The following is a 19,253-nucleotide window of genomic DNA, read 5'->3' on the forward strand; positions in this document are numbered from 1 at the left end:
CATTTGAAAATTGGTCAATTTGACTTTGACTATCTTTGACCTTAATTACATTATACTCTGACCTTTTTTGACTTTCAACTATTTTATACCCCTTTGTTTATTTTTTAATCATAAAAAAAGGAAGCGCCTGATACAGCGCTTCTTAGATAAACAAATAATTAATTAGTCACGGCTTCCTTTATATCATCATATCGCAAAGTTGCCTGTGCAGCTGCCAGCCTTGCCAATGGAACACGATAAGGCGAACAGCTTACATAGTCTAAACCGGCTTTATAACAGAAGTCGATTGATATTTTTTCTCCGCCATGCTCCCCGCATATGCCAGTTTTTAATTCAGGTTTTGTTTGTCTGCCCAATTTCACTCCCATTTCGACCAGCTTACCTACACCATCTTGGTCTAACACTGCAAAAGGGTTTTCAGGCAGGACTTTTTCTTCTATATATGTTTGTAAAAACTTCCCTTCCGCATCATCACGGCTGTATCCAAAAGTTGTTTGGGTTAAATCGTTAGTACCGAATGAGAAGAAGTCTGCCTCTTTGGCAATTTGATCAGCAGTAAGTGCTGCCCTTGGGATTTCAATCATAGTACCAATCGTGTACTGGAACTTTTTGTCCGTTTCTGCCTCTACCTGAATCGCTGTATCCATCACCAATTGTCGCATTTGTTTCAATTCATTCACATGTCCAACAAGCGGAATCATGATCTCAGGCTGAACCGGAATACCGCGCTCCATTAAGTTAGCAATCGCATAGAAAATAGCTTTTGCCTGCATGCCGTATATTTCTGGATGAATCATGCCTAATCGGCAACCGCGATGTCCAAGCATAGGATTAAATTCATCCAATTGACGAACCTTTTTTAACAGTTGCTCTTTTTTCATTAATTCCTTTGAATCAGGATCAGTAATTTGAAGCTTCGTCACTTCGATGATTAATTCTTCTTTATCAGGTAAGAATTCATGTAATGGTGGATCTAATAAGCGAATAGTAACCGGATTTCCCTGCATGGCTTCAAAAATGCCTTCAAAATCCTCTTGCTGCATTGGCAATAAATATTCTAATGCTTTATTTCTTTCCGCAATGGTCTCAGAAAGAATCATTTGTTGGACAAACGGTACACGTTTTGCATCCATGAACATATGCTCTGTTCGACATAGTCCGATTCCGCCAGCCCCAAATTCGAGAGCCTTTCTTGCATCCTCTGGATTGTCGGCATTTGCACGTACCCCTAGTTTTCTAGTTTCATCCGCCCATGATAATAAAGTTAAAAATTCATCCGATAATTCTGGATCAATCATTGGAATCTCTCCAAGCATGATTTCACCTGTAGATCCATCTATCGTAATGGTATCATGATGGTTCACTACTGTATCGCCAACTCTGAATTGCTTTTCTTTTAAATCAATCTTTAATGGCTCACAGCCGCAGATACATGGCTTTCCCATACCTCTCGCTACCACGGCAGCATGGCTTGTCATTCCCCCACGGGTTGTAACAATTGCCTGGGCAGCAACTATTCCATGAATATCATCAGGTGTCGTCTCAGGACGGACAAGAATGACCTTTTGGCCGTCATTGCCCAATCTTTCTGCTTCATTCGCATCAAATACTACTTGGCCTGTAGCAGATCCTGGTGATGCTGGAAGGCCTTTAGCCAGTTGTTTTCGTTCATAAGTGTCATCAATTCGGGAGTGGAGTAGCTGATCCAATTGCTCCGGATCTACTCTTAACAGCGCTGTTTTTTTATCGATGATCCCTTCCTGCACCATTTCTACAGCAATTCTAATGGCTGCCTGTGCAGTACGTTTACCGGATCTCGTTTGAAGAATGTATAATTGTCCACGCTCAACCGTAAATTCTATATCCTGCAAATCCAAATAGTGTTTTTCAAGCTGCTTGCATGTATTTACGAATTGTTCAAAAACATCTGGCATATCATTTTCCAAGGTATGTATAGGCTGTGGTGTCCTGATTCCCGCAACTACATCTTCTCCCTGAGCATTAATTAAATATTCCCCATATAAAACATGCTCTCCGGTGGATGGGTTTCGGGTAAATGCCACTCCTGTTCCGGAATCTTCACCCATATTCCCAAAAACCATGCTTTGAATATTAACTGCTGTTCCTAAATGTCCAGGAATTTTATTTAAACGTCTGTACACTTTTGCACGCTGATTATTCCAAGAATCAAATACCGCTTTAACAGCTAAAAACATTTGCTCACGAGGGTCTTCGGGGAAACTTTGTTTCGTGTGCTTTCTAACAATATTTTTATAACCTTCTATAACTGTTTTCCAATCTTCGGCGGTTAATTCAGGATCATTTTGATACCCTTTTTGTTCACGTATATCTTCCAGCAATTGCTCAAAATAAAATCCATCAACTCCCAAAACCACATCGCTGAACATTTGAATGAAACGACGATAAGAGTCATAAGCAAACCTTGGATTTCCTGTTAACTCTGCCATGCCAACAACCGTTTTATCATTCATACCGAGATTTAAGACAGTATCCATCATACCCGGCATTGAAAAGACGGATCCTGATCTAACAGAAACTAAGAGGGGATCAGTTGGGTCGCCAAGCTTTTTACCAGTGCTCTGTTCAAGATTTTGGAGTGCCTCGAGAATTTGCTCTTCCATCTCTTCAGTAATTTGTTTTTCATTTTCATAATAAGAGTTACAGGCTTCTGTACTGATGGTGAATCCAAATGGTACAGGTAAACCGATATTCGTCATTTCAGCTAAATTAGCTCCTTTACCACCCAATAAATCTTTCATATTACTATTTCCTTCGTTAAAAAGATAAACATATTTAGTCATCATACATAGCTCCTCTCACCTTTTAAAATATCCAAAATAATACTCGCTGTTTCTTCAATAGCTTTATTGGAAACATTAATGATCGGACAGCCGACTCTTTTCATAATTTTCTCGGCATAATCCAATTCCTCTAATATTCGCTCATAACTGGCATAGTTAGACTGAGAGGTTAAACCTAATGATTTTAATCTTTCTTTACGGATTGCATTTAACTGGTCTGGAGTTATAATCAGACCAACACATTTACTCTTTTTAATTTTGAATAACTCATCAGGCGGTGAAACTTCTGGAACTAAAGGCACATTGGCTACCTTGTACCCTTTGTGTGCTAAATACATCGATAATGGAGTTTTTGAAGTCCTTGAGACTCCTATTATCACAATATCTGCATTTAAAAGACCCCTTGCATCTTTACCATCATCGTACTTGACGGCAAATTCAACTGCTTCAACCTTACGAAAATAGTCTTCATCCAATTGTCTGGTTAATCCTGAAAGATGATTGGCTGGCTTATGGAATTTTTCCTCAAATGCATTTAATAATGGAGATAACAGATCAACTGCTACTACATTCGCTTCTTTAGCCCGCAAATCCACATGCTCTTTTAAGGAAGGAATAACAAGGGTGTACGCAATAATGGAGGAGTCCTGTTTTGCTAAATTGATAATTTCATCAATATCTTCTTCACTTTTTACATATGAATTTCTTCTAATATCTACTTGTCCGCCATTAAACTGTGTGGCAACCGCCTTTACGACAAATTCTGCTGTTTCTCCTACCGAATCAGATATGACGTATACAATTTCCCTCTTGTTCATCAGCCAATTCCCTTCTATCCATAAATTAGTTATGTATTCGTAATATATAAGCAATGACTGTTATTTTTCTGTTCATCTCCCTCTCTAAATCAACCTCAATTAATTTTTTCGTTAACTTAATAGTATCACCACTTTTTTTAAAATTCAAACTAATATGTTATACTTTTTACCAATTAGTATAACACAATTTACTTCTTGAAAATCATCTATTATATATAAATATATCTCAATTTTGTGTATTTTCAAAAAAATAAACTATACAATTCATTACACAATAGTAAAATAAAAGATAAAGCGGAAAGGAGGTATCTATGAACGGCCTAACAAAGCGAATAATTGTAATATCTTTTGATTGCTTATCTGCATTGGATTTTCCTAAATTAACTAATTTAACGCACTTCAGGGATATAATTGAGAGAGGATCTTATGCAAACCATGTTCAAACCATCTACCCCTCTTTAACCTATCCTTGTCATACATCCATCATCACAGGTAATTATCCGAAAAGACATGGGATTATCAACAATACGCTTATTCAGCCCGGCCGGAAATCTCCTGATTGGCAATGGTACAGATCTTCTATTAAAGGCACTACTTTATATGATCAGGCAAAAAAGGCCAACCTAACAACCGCTTCCCTTTTATGGCCTGTCACTGGCCGTGCGAACATCGATTACAATTTGCCGGAAATTTTTCCAAACAGACCCTGGCAAACTCAACTGCTTGTCTCACTCTTCAGCGGCAGTCCTCTCTACCAATGGCAGCTGAATAAAAAATTCGGCCATCTGAGGCAGGGACTGAGTCAACCACATTTAGATGACTTTGTGCTGGCCTCTTGCCTTGAAACAATCAAAACGAAGCAGCCACATTTACTTCTTGTTCATTTCACAGATTTGGATTCAAAGCGACATGACCATGGATTTGATTCCAGCGAAGCTAATGAAGCACTGACAAGGCATAATGAACGTCTTGGCCAAATTATTACCACATTGAAAGAAATACAATTATATGAAGAAACAACAGTGATTGTCCTTGGGGATCACAGTGCATTAGATGAAAATAAAGCGATACAAGTAAACACCCTATTTAAACGGGAAAATTTTATACATATTAACAAACAAGGAAAATTGATCAATTGGAAGGCTTATTGTAAATCCTGTGATGGATCAGCATATATTTACGTAAAAGATAAAGAAGATATCGGTACCTACAAGCGAGTTCAGTCATTATTGACTAAATTAATGGAGAACAAAGACAACGGGATTGAACAAATCCTGACTGGTACTGAAGCAGAAAATTTAGGGGCAGACCCAGCTTGTGCCTTCATGCTTGAAGCAAGAAAAGGGTTCTATTTCACGGAATCTTATGAAGGCGATTTCATTAAGCATATAAGCGCAGAAGATGTGAAGCGTGAACCCAAATATACATTGGCCACACATGGATATTCTCCTCAAAAACCAGATTACAGCACCGTATTTATAGCAGCAGGCAAAGGAGTCACAAGCGGACAAATCATTCCAAACATGCACCTTGTCGATATAGGTCCTACATTAGCTGCTATGCTGGGTCTCTCCCTGGGAGAAACAGATGGAAAGGTGATAGAAGCGTTTATCCAGCCAAAAGAATAAAGGAGGTAAGGTATGAGTTCACTAACAAAGCAGGAGAAAAGCTGGGCTTTTTATGACTGGGCAAATTCAGCCTATTCAATTGTAATCGTGACAGCCATCTTTCCTATTTATTTCAAAGCAGCCGCAGATGCAGCGAATATATCGAATGCTACGTCAACTGCTTATTGGGGTTATGCCAATTCTATTGGTACATTATTAATCTCTATTTTGGCACCGCTCTTGGGTACAATTGCAGATTTTAAAGGATTTAAGAAACGTTTCTTTATTTTCTTTTTTTCACTGGGGATACTCTTCACTTTCATGCTAGCAATCGTACCTTTTGATCAATGGATCATTTTATTGATTTGCTACATCATCACTTCCATTGGTTTTGCAGGCGCAAATATTTTTTATGATGCCTTTTTAGTAGATGTGACCGATGATAATAAAATGAGTAAACTCTCTGCTCACGGATATGCATTGGGGTATATAGGAAGTACCATTCCATTTATCATTGGGATTGCCCTCACCCTGCTCGCTCAACAAAAAATCATTCCACTCTCCATTACAGCAGCAATGCAAGCAGCCTTTATAATCACAGCACTATGGTGGGGATTATTTACGATTCCGCTGTTAAGAAATGTACAACAAACATATTATATTGAACGGGTTAGAAACCCAATCAGGATGAGTTTTAAACGCCTGTTTGCTACGTTCCAAAATATCAGAGCCTATCGTCATTTATTTATTTTCCTGATTGCTTATTTTTTTTATATTGATGGTGTGCATACGATTATTACGATGTCGACTGCCTATGGAACTGATTTAGGCTTTAGCTCGACTACCTTGTTAATTGTTTTATTTGTCACGCAAGTCATAGCCGCTCCATTCTCTTTGCTATATGCCAGACTGGCAGCTAAATACAATGAAAAAATCATGATTTTAGTAGGTATAGCAATCTACACATTTATTTGTATCTACGCTTATTTTATTACGTCAGCGCTTGATTTTTGGATATTGGCTATCCTGGTAGGTACGTCACAGGGTGGGATTCAAGCTTTAAGCCGCTCCTATTACGCTAAACTTGTGCCAAAAGAGTCTTCAAATGAATTTTTTGGCTTTTATAATATCTTTGGAAAATTTGCTGCTATTACCGGTCCATTTTTAATGGGAATCACAACGCAAATTACCGGCAATACAAATATTGGTGTGCTTAGTTTAGTGGTCCTATTTATCATTGGCGGGCTCTTCATGCTCCGTGTGCCAAATACTGCCCAGCATGCCCCTACTGTTACGGCAAAATTATAAATATGTTAACAAATATAATCTGTTTATTGGTAAGGTCTACTCTTGTGAATATGATATATGAACGAGGTGAAGACAATAGCTTATGTAACGGCAGGAATGATAAGAGCGTTTATACCTTTTTTAATTTTGACTAGTATATCAATTGTTCTTTATTACGGCTCTGGCCCGGTTCATGAGGTAAGAAGTACGTTTATTGTGGGTATAATCAGTGCTCTAGTTGCAGGTTTTTCAGTTATATACAGTATTGATGGCTGGTCGTTGAAGAAGCAGAGTATAATTCACTTTGGTTTTATGCTTTTGACCATTTTTCCATGTCTTATTTTCAGTGGATGGTTTGAAATAAAATCTTTAATGGATATTGCAGCCTTATTGGGTATCTTTTTGATATGGGGAATTACTTTATGGAGTATCTTCTACCTCATTTTTGGTATTCTAATCAAACGGTAAACCATAAAGAGATTTACAGAATGCTTTAACAAACAAAAAGAAACACTTTCTCGAAATGCTGAAAGTGTTTCTTTGTTTTCAAATAATTTTTAGATTAATGCCTTACTTTTGAATATGGACTTCTCTATACGACTAACTAAAAATTACATCGACTCAAATTTTCATTTCCAAAGAAATTGGACAATGGTCACTACCCATAATTGACGTGTGGATTTCTGCTTCGGTAATTGGATTAGCGATTGATTCAGACACAATAAAGTAGTCAATCCGCCACCCAATATTACGTTCGCGGACTTTGCTCATATAAGACCACCAGCTATACACTTCTGTTTTATCAGGATAGAGATAACGGAAGGAATCAACAAAACCGCTAGATAATAAAGCTGTCATCTTACCTCGTTCCTCATCTGTGAAGCCAGAATTCCCTTTATTTGATTTGGGGTTTCGTAAATCTTCGGGTTTATGAGCAACATTTAAATCTCCCGTTAAAATCACTGCTTTCTCTTTATTCAATTCATGTAAGTAAGCATAAAGTAAATCTTCCCAAACCAAACGGTACCCAAGCCTTGCCAGGTCACGCTGTGAATTTGGTGTATACACATTTACAATGAAAAATTGATCAAATTCCAATGTAATGGCTCTGCCTTCCACATCATACTCATCATTCCCAATCCCGTATTTAACGGATAATGGTTTTTGACGAGTAAAAATTGCCGTGCCTGAGTATCCTTTTTTTACAGCGTAATTCCAGTATTGATAATAGCCATCCAGCTCCAGATTAATCTGGCCCTCCTGCAGTTTAGTTTCCTGCAAACAAAATATATCAGCGTTTAATTCTTTAAAAGTATCCAAAAAACCTTTTCCAACGCAAGCTCTTATCCCATTCACATTCCAAGAAACAAATTTCATAACTTTAATTTTCCCCCTGCTAAATATCTCTATCTAATTCATATAAAATTCATTATAACAAATCGAGTAGATAAAATGCGGTTTGGGCACCTTATATTTAAAGGAGACGTGATTAACGATGGCCAAACGCAGAAAAATTTTAGTACCTGAATCCAGGGAACAATTAGATCAGCTGAAAGCAAAAGTGGCGCAAGCCGACCACCCGGACAGAGCAAAATATGAAGTAGCTAAAGATCTTGGCATTCCCCTCAATGAAGGATATAATGGTCGCATTGCTGCAGCAGATGCAGGAAAAATCGGCGGTAAACTAGGTGGAAGCATGGTGAAGGAATTAACCAAATTGGCAAAGGAAAATATATTGAGGCAATAAAAAAAGCCTCTCAGGCTTCAAAAAAAGTTAAGTGAAGAATTATAAAAGCTGAAATTTATAGAGCTACAGAGTTTTTCAACTATTTTGTTAACCCCCGAAGATACAAGTTGATTGCTCGTTAACTCAATTACAGCTAATCCTGTTTTCCAAAATTACCGTTTCACTCTCAAATGATTTAATTTACTTTACTGTACTCAGACGCAACCGGAAGATCGCCAATTGCTATTGGTAAGGCCCTTACTTGTAATAATACAGCTGATTTCAACAACGCTGTCATAGAGTAAACTTCCTGATTGCTCCTTTATTCATTGACAGCTTGTTGTAATGCCTTTCTACCCATCAATTCAATGATAATACAAGCAAACCTTCTTTTTAATTTGGCAACGTTCCTACTCTTTCCAGTTTTTATTTGCCATCTTCAATATCGGTAAACCATAATCCCTTCACAGCCAATTTATTCCTCATACATTTTTATAAATTCTTCTATCAATTCCGGTGTGTAACTCGCTGCTTTCATATAATTCTACAAATTCAGCAGCCATATTCTTAACTGTCAAGGTTTTCATCAGATTATTCTGTGCAAGTAGCATTAAGAATGATACATTCATAACTTCTTCCGTTTCTTTCTGTAATAAACAAACTTGCGTTTGATGAGCCATTAGAATAGCATCTGTTGATTCTTTCAATTTTTGGTGAGCTAGGCTATAATCTCCGTGCTTCGCTGCAGCAATTGCTTCCACCGCACAGCTTCGACCGTCTCCACCATGGAGAATTAACCTGAATTTTTCTACTTCATTCATCATTTTCCCTCCATTTAGATAGATTTGATATTTTATAATATTGCAGTCCTCATCTCTGATTCTCCTGCTTTATCTTATGCTATCCATATTTTCATATCTTTTAATACGTATCAGATTGGAATTTCCAATCAATATTCCATAGTCGAAAAATCATTCATAACGTTGATAAAACAATACCCTTTTTAAAGGCTTACTAACCAGAAATTTCAAATGCAATAAATCTCATAATCATCAGCATTCACAATTAGTATTTTCATATAATATAGTACCTTCGTTTGAGTTATTTATATCTGACGATCCTAAGATTTTTATGATAGGATAATCATCCAATTAATACTGGGAACATCTGATCTTGAGTCTATATCACTCTCTGTAAACCCTGTTCAGTTTCGGAGGTATACACATGGTTAATATGAAATATCTAGAGGAGTCAGATACCATTATTTATTTTTCAGAAATAAAAAAGGGAAGGCCTCAGCCCTCCCTGTTATCATCTGTGTTAATCTCTATAATAGTAAACTAGCTCCCTCAGGTTACTGAATTCGGTCTGGATCTATGTATATGTTTTCTCTCTTCTTTTGGTAGAAGTAACTCAACTATAGCTATTCATCTCTAGAAATTTCCTTCTAATTTAGGACTATTTCTTTTTAAAAAGCAGGAATAATTGAGGAGTATTAGCCGTTACAAAAATCATCATAAAACCTTGAAAAACATATTTCCAAGGTTTTGGTGACTCCCTTATTTAGATTTCTCCTTTCTCATTTTCCGTTCTTGATACTTCGCTTCAGCACGATTATACAGCTCTTTTTCAAGCTCGGTTTCAGGCAGTACTTTAGGAACTGAAGAGGGCCTTCCATCTTTATCAATCGCAATCATGGTCAAGAATGCCTCAGACGTTAGTCTTCTCTCTCCAGTCATCAGATTCTCTCCTTCAACCCTTACATACACCACCATTGAGGTATTGTGTGACCAAGTAACAAACGCCTCCAAACAGATAGCCTGCCCAGATTTAATAGGAGCATGAAAATCGAACGAATCACTTGAAGCTGTAACCACTGGTTTTCTACAATGACGCATCGCAGCAATTCCTGCAATTTTATCAACATACGCCATTACCTTACCACCAAAAATCGAATTGTACTGATTTGTATCAGCAGGTAAAACTAAATCAGTCAAATAAGCTTTTGAATTACTTGGTACTTTGCCTTCATCCAACATGGCGCTCGACCCCTAACCCAGTATATTCTATTTATCCCAATATACTACACATAGAAAAAGACTGCCAAATGACAGTCTTTTCGTTTAGCTTACTTAATTTCTCATAAAGCGTTTTGCTTACAAACACCAATAAAATGTCTTAACAATTGATCCATGCTGGCATCATGTTTACGCAATTCTTCTGGATGAAATTGTGTTGCCATAATTGAATCATCAATTCCTTCAAACGCTTCTATTAATCCATCTTCAGCCTTCGCGACTGGTTTTAAGCCTTTACCTAACTCTTTTATGCCCTGATGATGAAAACTATTCACATCCATTTTATCCTTTTTGACAATACTATATAGTTGGCTATCCTGTTCTAAAAAAACTGTATGAACTGGCTCAGGCCGCTCTACATTTGATAGATGCTCCAAATCATCAGAATTATCATCTTCTTTATCTTCTTCAACATGCTGGTAGAGACTTCCACCTGCTGCTACATTAATTAAATGTGAACCCCTGCATATTCCAAATAACGGTTTCCCTTGCTTGCGTGCTTCTTCAATGATTTGGAAATGTGATTGATCTAGCCCCTTATGTGTGTCTCCTAAATCCTCACTTGGTGGTTCATTGTAAAATATCGGATTCACATCAATACCACCCGTTAATAAAATCCCATCAACCATCGAAACCCAAATCTTAGCGAGTTCCTCATTACCCAATGGAAAAATCAATGGAATTCCACCTGTTTTTTTTATTGCTTCTGAATAACTTAAAAATACAGTTGTTGTATTGTTTCCTTCTATTTTTAATATATTACTTGTTAACCCAATAATCGGTTTATCATTTTTCATATCTAAATTCCTCCCTTAATCTCTCACTTCTATTCCCATTAAATATTATTTTTACTCTAGAAATATTTGTAATTTATTCAACTAACAAAAATAGCAGCCCAATGATGAGCTGCTATCGTATTAAATATTAGTGTATGTTTTTCTTTTCAAAGTTACCGCCCATAACATCAGAAACGTTCTGAATCGCTATAAAGGCATTTTCATCAATATCATGTACAACATCTTTTAATTTAGCCAATTCCAGACGTGTCATTACGCAATAAACCATTTGCGTATCTTCCTTTAGGTAGCCACCCTTTGCATAAATAAACGTGGTCGATCTTCCAAGGCGATCCTGAATAGCCTCTGAAATTTCTGCATATTCGTTGGAAATAATCGTTACAGATCTAGATTCATTTAAACCTTCTACTACGATATCCATAACCTTAGCGGCCATATAATACGCGAAAATAGAATACATTGCAGAATCCCATTCAAATACGAAACCTGCAGCTATAAAGATGAAAACATTTATGAACATAATGATTTGTCCAACTGGTAATCTTAATTTCTTAGATAATAAAATCGCTATGATTTCTGTACCGTCAAGGGCACCGCCAACACGAATGACAATCCCAACTCCAAGTCCAAGAATCAATCCTCCAAATAACACAGCCAGGATTTTCTCATCTGTAAATGGCTCAATATGATGCAACATTGCTGTACTAACAGAAAGGACAGCAATACCATAAATAGAGGAAATCGCAAAAGTTTTACCAATTTGTTTGTATCCAATATAAAGGAATGGCAAGTTAATAATAAAGATGAATAGTCCCAACTGTAATTTGGTTATATGTGAAAGCATAATGGATATCCCAGTTATTCCACCATCAATGACACTGTTTGGTACCAAGAAGAGTTCCAATGCAACAGCCATCATGACTGCACCTAGTGTAATGAAGAAAAATCTTGTTAGTATTTTTAATATAGATGCTTTTTTATGTGTTTTTGGCAAAACTATTCCTTCTTTCTTTATAAATATTTATTATTTTGATTGATAATCAGTAAATTTTTGAAGAATAGAATTTAATATCTTCAGTTCGTGTTCATCCAGTAAAGCTGCATACTTTTTTAAAATTTCTCGGGAGTTCTCTCTTGCCTTCTGAAGAACTTGAACCCCCTCTTCGGTAAGTGTTACAGCGACAAACCTTCTATCCTTCTCATCTTGAACTCTTGAAACAAATCCATGCTGCACCAGCCTTTCAAGCATGACGGTGATCGCGCTTGGTTTCACATTGAGGATTTTCGCTAAATGTTTAACGTTTGTCACTTTTTCTTTTTCAATTTTATTTAACAAATGAAATTGCGATCCGGTAATCCCCAAATCCTGATGCTGCGTAATCTCCGACATGATTGTTCTAATTGTTGAAATCAATATACTTTCAAATTCTTCTATTTGATTTTCTTTACCATCCATCCTATATTGTCCTCTCTTACATCGAGAATAATTTTAATTTTTTTGCTTAATTATTATACCATATTATAATTAAATAGTTTAACTATCTTATATATACACTTTCCAAATTAATATTAACCAAACAAAAAGGCATAAAAAAAACCGTGGTTACCCACGATTCTCTTTCAAAACTTTTTATTTATATACATGTATCTGGCTTTCTTCTTTGACTTCCTTTATCCAATTGAATGGATCTTCTACTTTTCCATTTTGTATTCCTGTGATGGTATCATATAATTTTTGCGTTAACGTTCCTATTTTCCCTTTGTTGATGGTTAAAATTTCATTATCCCATAATAATTCACCAATTGGCGAAACTACTGCTGCTGTTCCTGTCCCAAAGGCTTCTTCCAATTTCCCATTTTTATTAGCCTCAATAATCTCCTGCATAGAAACTCGACGTTCTGTAACTGGGATGTTCCAATGTTGTAATAGCTGAATAATTGATTGACGAGTCACACCATCCAATACACTGCCGTTTAATGCAGGCGTGACAACCTCACCATTTATTTTAAAGAAGACGTTCATGCTTCCGACTTCTTCGATATACTTTTTCTCAATTCCATCAAGCCAAAGCACCTGTGAACAGCCAAGTGCTTCTGCCAATTCCTGTGCTTTAAGACTGGATGAATAATTACCGCCTGTTTTGGCCATCCCTGTACCGCCCTTTACAGATCGTACGTAATCTTTCTCAACACCAATTCGAACGGGATTGATTCCCTCTTTATAATACGCTCCCACTGGTGACAAAATGATTATGAACTGATAATGCTTGGACGGTGCAACACCCAAATAAGGTTCTGTTGCAATAATAAACGGCCGTACGTATAAAGAAGTACCTTCCCGGTCCGGAATCCATTCACGATCAATATCGATTAGGATTTCCAATGCCTTGATAACAAACGACTCATCTATATGGGGGATGCATAAACGATCATTAGATTTGTTCATCCGTTCAAAATTCTTTTCCGGTCTAAACAGAAAAACCCGATTATCGTGAGTACGATATGCTTTTAGCCCTTCAAAAACCGTTTGTCCATAGTGAAAAGTCATGCAGGAAGGCTCAAGTGTAATAGGTTGATAGGGAATAATCCTCGGATCATGCCACCCACCCAATTCTTCATCATAATCCATAATAAACATATGATCCGTAAAAATTCTTCCGAAGCCAAGTGTTTCAGGATTGGGCTTTTCTTTTTTATAATTGGTTTTTGTGATAGAAATTAGTTGAGTATCCATGTGATGTCCCCTTTAAATTGTCAGAATAATTAATAAAATTAATTGTACTCCTCAAATAGGGAACCTGCAAGTAGCAAACTTAAAATTAATAAAAAAACTCCAATTCATCGACTATTTCTCATAATCAAATGTTTTAGCGCTCCGAGCTCATAATGATATATGGATGTATACGACCTGTACTATCTTTTCCTAACTTATCAATCTGCCAGTTATGATAATTAGCCTCATTCACATTAATCATTTGAAATGCATCAGCTTGATTGGAGCTGGATATTACATATTCCTCATGTGAGTTCGACTTTCTTTTAATATGGAAGAGATAGAGAGGTTGTTTAATTAAATTCTTTAATCCCAATAATTCTTCCATTTTTCTTTCAAAGGCATCCAATTTTTTCAATGTATGCTTACTATTATCACAAGCAGCATCCTCGTCACCCAAATCATGTACCACTGTCTTATGTTCGCCAAATTGATATACCAATCGGGTAACACAAGTCGGGCTATCCGGCACAATTTGTGCAGTAGTATTATAAATGAAGTTTTTGTAATCGAATGATAGCAAGAGATCTTCAATTTTTTTAACTCTTTGCTTAGAAACCGTAAAGTTCTTAACGCCTATATATGAAACATACTTCTCACCCTGCCAACTTACATGCCCTTCACTTGTGATGGTTGCCTGATAAATCGGGGATTTGCCAAGACATGATGTCCGCGAGATGGAAAATTCTTTAAACAACTTTATACTTCCTCCTATTAGTACAAACTGATTCTTTAGAGTGCTAGATATCTATATATTTATCACCGTGCTCACTTTTCAAACATTTTCCAAATTATAATAGGTCTACCATATATACTATGAAAGACCAATACCATTTATAATAAGCCAACTGACACATTAATTAAAGACCAAAAGTATCTATTTAAGGCTGGCTGCTACAAGTATAATATGAGTTAAATTTCCTAAATTAATATAGTTTTAAAAAAATATAACATACCTCTTTAGATGTTAGTTATCATTTTGCGGGAGAGTGTATTTTACATGGTGAAGAAATTGAAAAGAGAACAAGCTGATCTTTCTTGACAATATCGAGGAATGTTTCTGTATGGATTTCTGCCAATAAATTAAAATCAATCACTAAGCTACTATAACATATCTGTAAAAATTGATGTTTCAGATAAATATGCTAACTTTAATTTTACGAAAATTAGAAACAGCAATCTTTCTTTTGGACAAATTTTATCTGAAAGAAGTGCTGGCTCATAAGCAGAAAACAAACTATAAGAAAGCCCGACTTTTATTCAATAACACATTTACTTATACAGGTTCCGCAATAAGGATAAATCGATGATGTGTTACATCAAAGTACCCATCCGCCTGAATAATCTGGTGGATTATATATCATACATCCAATTAATGATCCAACTCAAAACTCGGTACTTTCCAAGGAATGGCTTTTAGATATAAAAGTACCAACATCATAAAACGTTGGATTGGATAGGCTTCTTGACTATAAACAACAGTCATATCATTCTTCCGGACTTCTTTCAGTGCTATTTCATCGTATTTTCCCCTTTAACAGATGATTTTATAAATCATTCTGTCAAAATGGGAGACCGCGGCATAGATTTCTCCGTTATTATTGTTCATATTCCAAATTTCGCATAATTATCCACCATCAATATCCATATTATATATATTTTATCATAATATAGAAAATAATTCGTGAACTTTTCCCGAGATTAAAAGGCACTCATTTTGTATATCCTATACTTGATGTCCTCAAAAGGGACATCAGAACGTATCCTACTGATGGGGTGATAAGCAATGAGTTATCGGAATCATTTAGATCCACACTCTTCTCTTTTTCACCATAACTGGACAAGGCGGAAGCGCTCAAAATCACAGGTTAACGGACATACTGCAATGTCCCAAACCAATATCATTTTGAGGAGCAATGCGAAAGCTCACCGCTGGTAAGGATGCCTTCAAGCAAAAAGACGCCGTAATGGCGTCTTTTTACATTTACAGTTCATCAAATCCATTGGTATCTGTTGTTTTTGTATATTGTCTTGATTTCTGCTCAAAGAAATCCGTCTTGCCTAAATCCACTTCCTGATAGGCAACAATCCATCTTAATGGATTTTTGTTCGAAACCTCTGGAAACGGAGATCTTCCATACCCCAATTGATTGCAACGCTTATTAGCCATAAACTGGATATATTGTTCGAGCTCAGCCATCGTAATTCCCTCGATTTTATTTCCTATAACTTTATAACCCCATTCAATCTCAAGCTCTGCAGCAGTTCGGAAGGTTTCAATCGCAAAATTTTTCAATTCTTCTGTATTTGTTTCAGGATGTTCAGCCAATATTTCTTTAAAAATCTTCTCAAACAGCCCAACATGGATCTGCTCGTCTCGATTTATATAATTAATCATCGTTGAAGTTGCCACCATCTTTTGGTTTCTGGCCAAATTATAAAAGAAAGCAAAGCCTGAGTAAAAGAAGAGCCCTTCTAGGATTACATCATAGATAATCGATTTAAGCAGATTTTCAATTGTTGGGTTTTCTGTGAAATCCCGATAGCCATCAGTAATAAAATCATTTCGTTTACGCAAAATCTCTTCGGTTCTCCAATATTCAAAAACTTCATCTTGCTTGCTTTTCTGGACAATACTTGACAATACATAGGAGTAGGAATGGTTATGAATGACTTCTTGCTGCGCCAGCATAATCATCAATGCATTCAGAGATGAATCGGTCAGATAGTCGGCGACTTTACTGGCATAGTCAGACTGGATACTATCAAGCAATGCCAACAAGCCTATAATTTTTAGAAAGGATTCTTGTTCAATTTCTGAAAGATTTGGAAATTGTTTCGCATCATTCACCATATTAATTTCAAAAGGCGTCCAAAAATTAGATAGCATTACTTTATATTTAGGATATGCCCATGGATAGCGCACATCATCCCAATTTAAAATATTTGAATTTCTGCCATTAACAATACCCGTTGAACTATTCGGTGCTTCCCGATCGACTAATTTACGTTTTTCCACTATTGTTTTTGTATCCATTATATTTCCCCCATCCTTATTGGCAGCTTTCGCATTCTTCTATAACAGCGCTTGAAGTAGAACGTACATAGTATGTTGTTTTTAATCCGGTCTCCCATGCAAGCAGATGCAAGTCTAATAAATCACGTGCTTTAATATCATTACGGACATACAAATTAAACGAGATTCCTTGGTCGATATGTTTTTGACGACGTGCATTTTGGAGAATGCTCCATTTTTGGTCAATTAAATAAACGGATTTATAATACCACATTGTCTCCAGATTCAAGTCAGGTACAGTCACTGGAATACGGTAATTCTTCTTCTCTTCGGAATATTCCCTTCTGAAAATTGGATCAATTCCGGATGTAGAACCGGCAATAATCGCAGTTGAAGAATTTGGTGCTACGGCCATAAGATAGCCATTTCGAATTCCGGATGTATGCACTCTATTTTTCAATTGACTCCAAGCATCTGAATCATAGCCTCTTTGATCAAAATAAGATCCGGTCTCCCAATCAGATCCTTCAAAAAATGGGTAAGCACCTTTTTCACCAGCTAAATCCACACTTGATTTAATCGTTAAATAAGCGATTTTTTCGTATAATCGGTTACAGTACTCAACGGCTTTCTCTGATTCCCAGGCAATGCCCTCAAGTGCTAATAAATGATGCCAGCCAAATGTCCCAAGTCCTATAGCACGATAATTTTTATTCGTTATATTTGCCTGAATGACCGGGATATTATTTAAATCAATGACATTATCAAGCATTCTCACCTGTATCTTAATTAAGCGTTCAAGGACATCTTCCTTTACAGCTTTGGCAAGGGAGATAGACGAAAGATTACAGACAACAAAGTCACCCGGTGTTTTTTCAATAATAATTTTCCCATCCTCGGTTCTTTGTTCAATAACTTTGGTAGCACTTTGATTTTGCATAATTTCCGTACATAAATTACTGCAATATATCATTCCTTTATGGCGATTAGCATTAGAGCGGTTGACCGTATCCCGATAAAACATATAAGGTGTTCCTGTTTCAAGCTGAGAAATCATGATCGCCTTAAACACTTCAATGGCAGGTATTTCTTTTTTGGAAAGCTGCGGATGATTGATACATTCAGTATATTTTTGTCTGAATTGGCCATCCCCTGCTTCTTCATCAAAATAATCTTCAAGAGAATATCCCATTACTTTTCTTACTTCATGCGGATCAAATAAATACCAGGTACCCCGCTCCTTGACCATTTCCATAAATAAATCCGGAATACAAACACCAGTAAATAAATCATGCGCTCGAAAACGTTCATCCCCATTATTTAAACGCGCTTCGAGGAAGGCAAATATATCCTTATGCCAAACATCCAGATAAACTGCAATGGCACCCTGTCTTTGGCCCAGTTGGTCCACACTGACGGCGGTATTATTTAATTGCTTCATCCATGGTATAACTCCTGAGGAAACACCCTTAAATCCTTTAATATCACTGCCTCGCGCTCTAATTTTCCCTAAATAAACACCTATTCCTCCGCCATTTTTAGATAGATTGGCAATATCGGTGTTTGAATCATAGATACCTTGCAAACTATCATCAACAGTATCGATAAAACAACTGGATAATTGGCCATAGCTTTTCCCAGCATTAGCAAGCGTAGGAGTTGCCACCGTCATATATAGATTGGATAAGGCCCAATATGCTTCTCTTATTAATTTGATTCGCTGTTCTTTAGGCTCATTCATCATTAATGTCATGGCAATAATCATAAACCGTTCCTGAGGAAGTTCATATAAGCTTCCATGATGAGATTTGGCTAAATAGCGATCTGCCAGCGTCCGAATGCCAATATACGTAAACAACTGATCTTTTGATGAATCGATGACTGCTTCGAGTTCATTGATTTCGTCTTCCGTATATTCATTTAACAATGCTGGATTATAAATCCCCATATCAGTCAATAGTTCAACAAGCTGATGAAAGCTCCCATATTTGTGTGTTAAATCATATCCCCGGCTTTTTGAAGCTTTATCATATAACTGGTCTAAATAAATAGTTGCCGCCACAAATGTCCAATCAGGCTCATCAGCAGAGATACGCTCTACGGCGCTTAGTACCAGTAAATTCACCAACTCTTTCTTGCTATAGTCAGACTTATACTCAAGTGCTGTCTTGATTTTTTCTAAGTATTCCTCTGCTGAATACATAGATGTATAGGAACTAACACATTCCTTTATGTATGTTTCTATGCTTTTTAAATTTATGACTTCCAGACTTGCATAGTTTGATTTGTAAGATACTGCCATACTAATTTCCCCCTTATTAATTGCCGA

17 protein-coding genes are annotated in these 19,253 nt (G+C 36.6%); 5 read left to right on the plus strand and 12 right to left on the minus strand.

Going from position 1 to position 19,253, the window contains the following annotated elements:
* Nucleotides 1–158: 158 nt before the first annotated feature.
* Nucleotides 159–2,822 (minus strand): pyruvate, phosphate dikinase, encoded by a 2,664-nt coding sequence (gene ppdK, locus AC4BHA_RS01240; RefSeq protein ID WP_066103591.1) that lies wholly within the window; start codon nucleotides 2,820–2,822, stop codon nucleotides 159–161.
* Complete coding sequence (locus tag AC4BHA_RS01245) at nucleotides 2,822–3,640, minus strand: pyruvate, water dikinase regulatory protein (RefSeq protein WP_066103589.1); 819 nt, start codon at nucleotides 3,638–3,640, stop codon at nucleotides 2,822–2,824. The genes ppdK and AC4BHA_RS01245 overlap by 1 nt, the downstream gene beginning before the upstream one ends.
* 311 nt (nucleotides 3,641–3,951) lie before the next feature.
* On the opposite strand from AC4BHA_RS01245, the gene AC4BHA_RS01250 reads away from it, so the two are divergent.
* The 3 genes from AC4BHA_RS01250 to AC4BHA_RS01260 are packed head-to-tail and all read left to right on the plus strand — an operon-like array spanning nucleotide 3,952 to nucleotide 7,002.
* Nucleotides 3,952–5,268 carry an alkaline phosphatase family protein gene (locus AC4BHA_RS01250; protein ID WP_066103587.1) on the plus strand — a complete coding sequence of 439 codons (1,317 nt, stop codon included), beginning with the start codon at nucleotides 3,952–3,954 and terminating at the stop codon, nucleotides 5,266–5,268.
* 12 nt (nucleotides 5,269–5,280) lie between these two features.
* The gene (locus AC4BHA_RS01255) at nucleotides 5,281–6,555 is read left to right on the plus strand and encodes an MFS transporter (protein WP_066103586.1); all 1,275 of its coding nucleotides are present in this window, start codon (nucleotides 5,281–5,283) and stop codon (nucleotides 6,553–6,555) included.
* 57 nt (nucleotides 6,556–6,612) lie between these two features.
* Entirely contained in the window at nucleotides 6,613–7,002 is a 390-nt protein-coding gene (locus tag AC4BHA_RS01260) for a DUF3021 family protein (protein ID WP_066103583.1), read from the plus strand.
* 153 nt (nucleotides 7,003–7,155) lie between these two features.
* On the opposite strand, the gene AC4BHA_RS01265 is transcribed toward AC4BHA_RS01260, so the two are convergent.
* On the minus strand, nucleotides 7,156–7,911 hold the full coding sequence (locus AC4BHA_RS01265; protein ID WP_490558025.1) for an exodeoxyribonuclease III: 756 nt from the start codon (nucleotides 7,909–7,911) through the stop codon (nucleotides 7,156–7,158).
* 118 nt (nucleotides 7,912–8,029) lie between these two features.
* On the opposite strand from AC4BHA_RS01265, the gene AC4BHA_RS01270 reads away from it, so the two are divergent.
* Entirely contained in the window at nucleotides 8,030–8,281 is a 252-nt protein-coding gene (locus AC4BHA_RS01270) for an alpha/beta-type small acid-soluble spore protein (protein WP_066103579.1), read from the plus strand.
* Nucleotides 8,282–8,742: 461 nt separating this feature from the next.
* On the opposite strand, the gene AC4BHA_RS01275 is transcribed toward AC4BHA_RS01270, so the two are convergent.
* From AC4BHA_RS01275 to AC4BHA_RS01305, 7 genes are all read right to left on the minus strand, one after another.
* Nucleotides 8,743–9,084 carry a PTS sugar transporter subunit IIA gene (locus AC4BHA_RS01275; protein WP_218975783.1) on the minus strand — a complete coding sequence of 114 codons (342 nt, stop codon included), beginning with the start codon at nucleotides 9,082–9,084 and terminating at the stop codon, nucleotides 8,743–8,745.
* Between the two features lie 735 nt (nucleotides 9,085–9,819).
* Entirely contained in the window at nucleotides 9,820–10,299 is a 480-nt protein-coding gene (locus AC4BHA_RS01280) for an acyl-CoA thioesterase (protein ID WP_490558026.1), read from the minus strand.
* Between the two features lie 101 nt (nucleotides 10,300–10,400).
* Nucleotides 10,401–11,135, minus strand: coding sequence for a gamma-glutamyl-gamma-aminobutyrate hydrolase family protein (locus AC4BHA_RS01285; RefSeq protein ID WP_066103574.1), 735 nt, complete (start codon nucleotides 11,133–11,135; stop codon nucleotides 10,401–10,403).
* Nucleotides 11,136–11,262: 127 nt separating this feature from the next.
* The gene (locus AC4BHA_RS01290; protein WP_066103573.1) at nucleotides 11,263–12,129 is read right to left on the minus strand and encodes a YitT family protein; all 867 of its coding nucleotides are present in this window, start codon (nucleotides 12,127–12,129) and stop codon (nucleotides 11,263–11,265) included.
* A 30-nt stretch (nucleotides 12,130–12,159) separates the two neighbouring features.
* Nucleotides 12,160–12,591, minus strand: coding sequence for a MarR family winged helix-turn-helix transcriptional regulator (locus AC4BHA_RS01295; protein WP_066103571.1), 432 nt, complete (start codon nucleotides 12,589–12,591; stop codon nucleotides 12,160–12,162).
* A 174-nt stretch (nucleotides 12,592–12,765) separates the two neighbouring features.
* The gene (locus tag AC4BHA_RS01300) at nucleotides 12,766–13,869 is read right to left on the minus strand and encodes a branched-chain amino acid aminotransferase (RefSeq protein ID WP_066103569.1); all 1,104 of its coding nucleotides are present in this window, start codon (nucleotides 13,867–13,869) and stop codon (nucleotides 12,766–12,768) included.
* A 133-nt stretch (nucleotides 13,870–14,002) separates the two neighbouring features.
* Nucleotides 14,003–14,605 carry a DUF6438 domain-containing protein gene (locus tag AC4BHA_RS01305; protein ID WP_139891881.1) on the minus strand — a complete coding sequence of 201 codons (603 nt, stop codon included), beginning with the start codon at nucleotides 14,603–14,605 and terminating at the stop codon, nucleotides 14,003–14,005.
* A 1,089-nt stretch (nucleotides 14,606–15,694) separates the two neighbouring features.
* Between AC4BHA_RS01305 and AC4BHA_RS01310 the strand changes: the two genes are divergently transcribed.
* On the plus strand, nucleotides 15,695–15,847 hold the full coding sequence (locus AC4BHA_RS01310; protein ID WP_077248014.1) for a YpzG family protein: 153 nt from the start codon (nucleotides 15,695–15,697) through the stop codon (nucleotides 15,845–15,847).
* A 45-nt stretch (nucleotides 15,848–15,892) separates the two neighbouring features.
* Here AC4BHA_RS01310 and AC4BHA_RS01315 read toward each other — a convergent pair whose 3' ends face one another.
* Nucleotides 15,893–16,945, minus strand: coding sequence for a ribonucleotide-diphosphate reductase subunit beta (locus AC4BHA_RS01315; protein WP_490558027.1), 1,053 nt, complete (start codon nucleotides 16,943–16,945; stop codon nucleotides 15,893–15,895).
* Nucleotides 16,946–16,961: 16 nt separating this feature from the next.
* Entirely contained in the window at nucleotides 16,962–19,226 is a 2,265-nt protein-coding gene (locus AC4BHA_RS01320) for a ribonucleoside-diphosphate reductase subunit alpha (RefSeq protein WP_490558028.1), read from the minus strand.
* Nucleotides 19,227–19,253: the final 27 nt, after the last annotated feature.

Source organism: Pradoshia sp. Z3_51 (genome assembly GCF_058215915.1).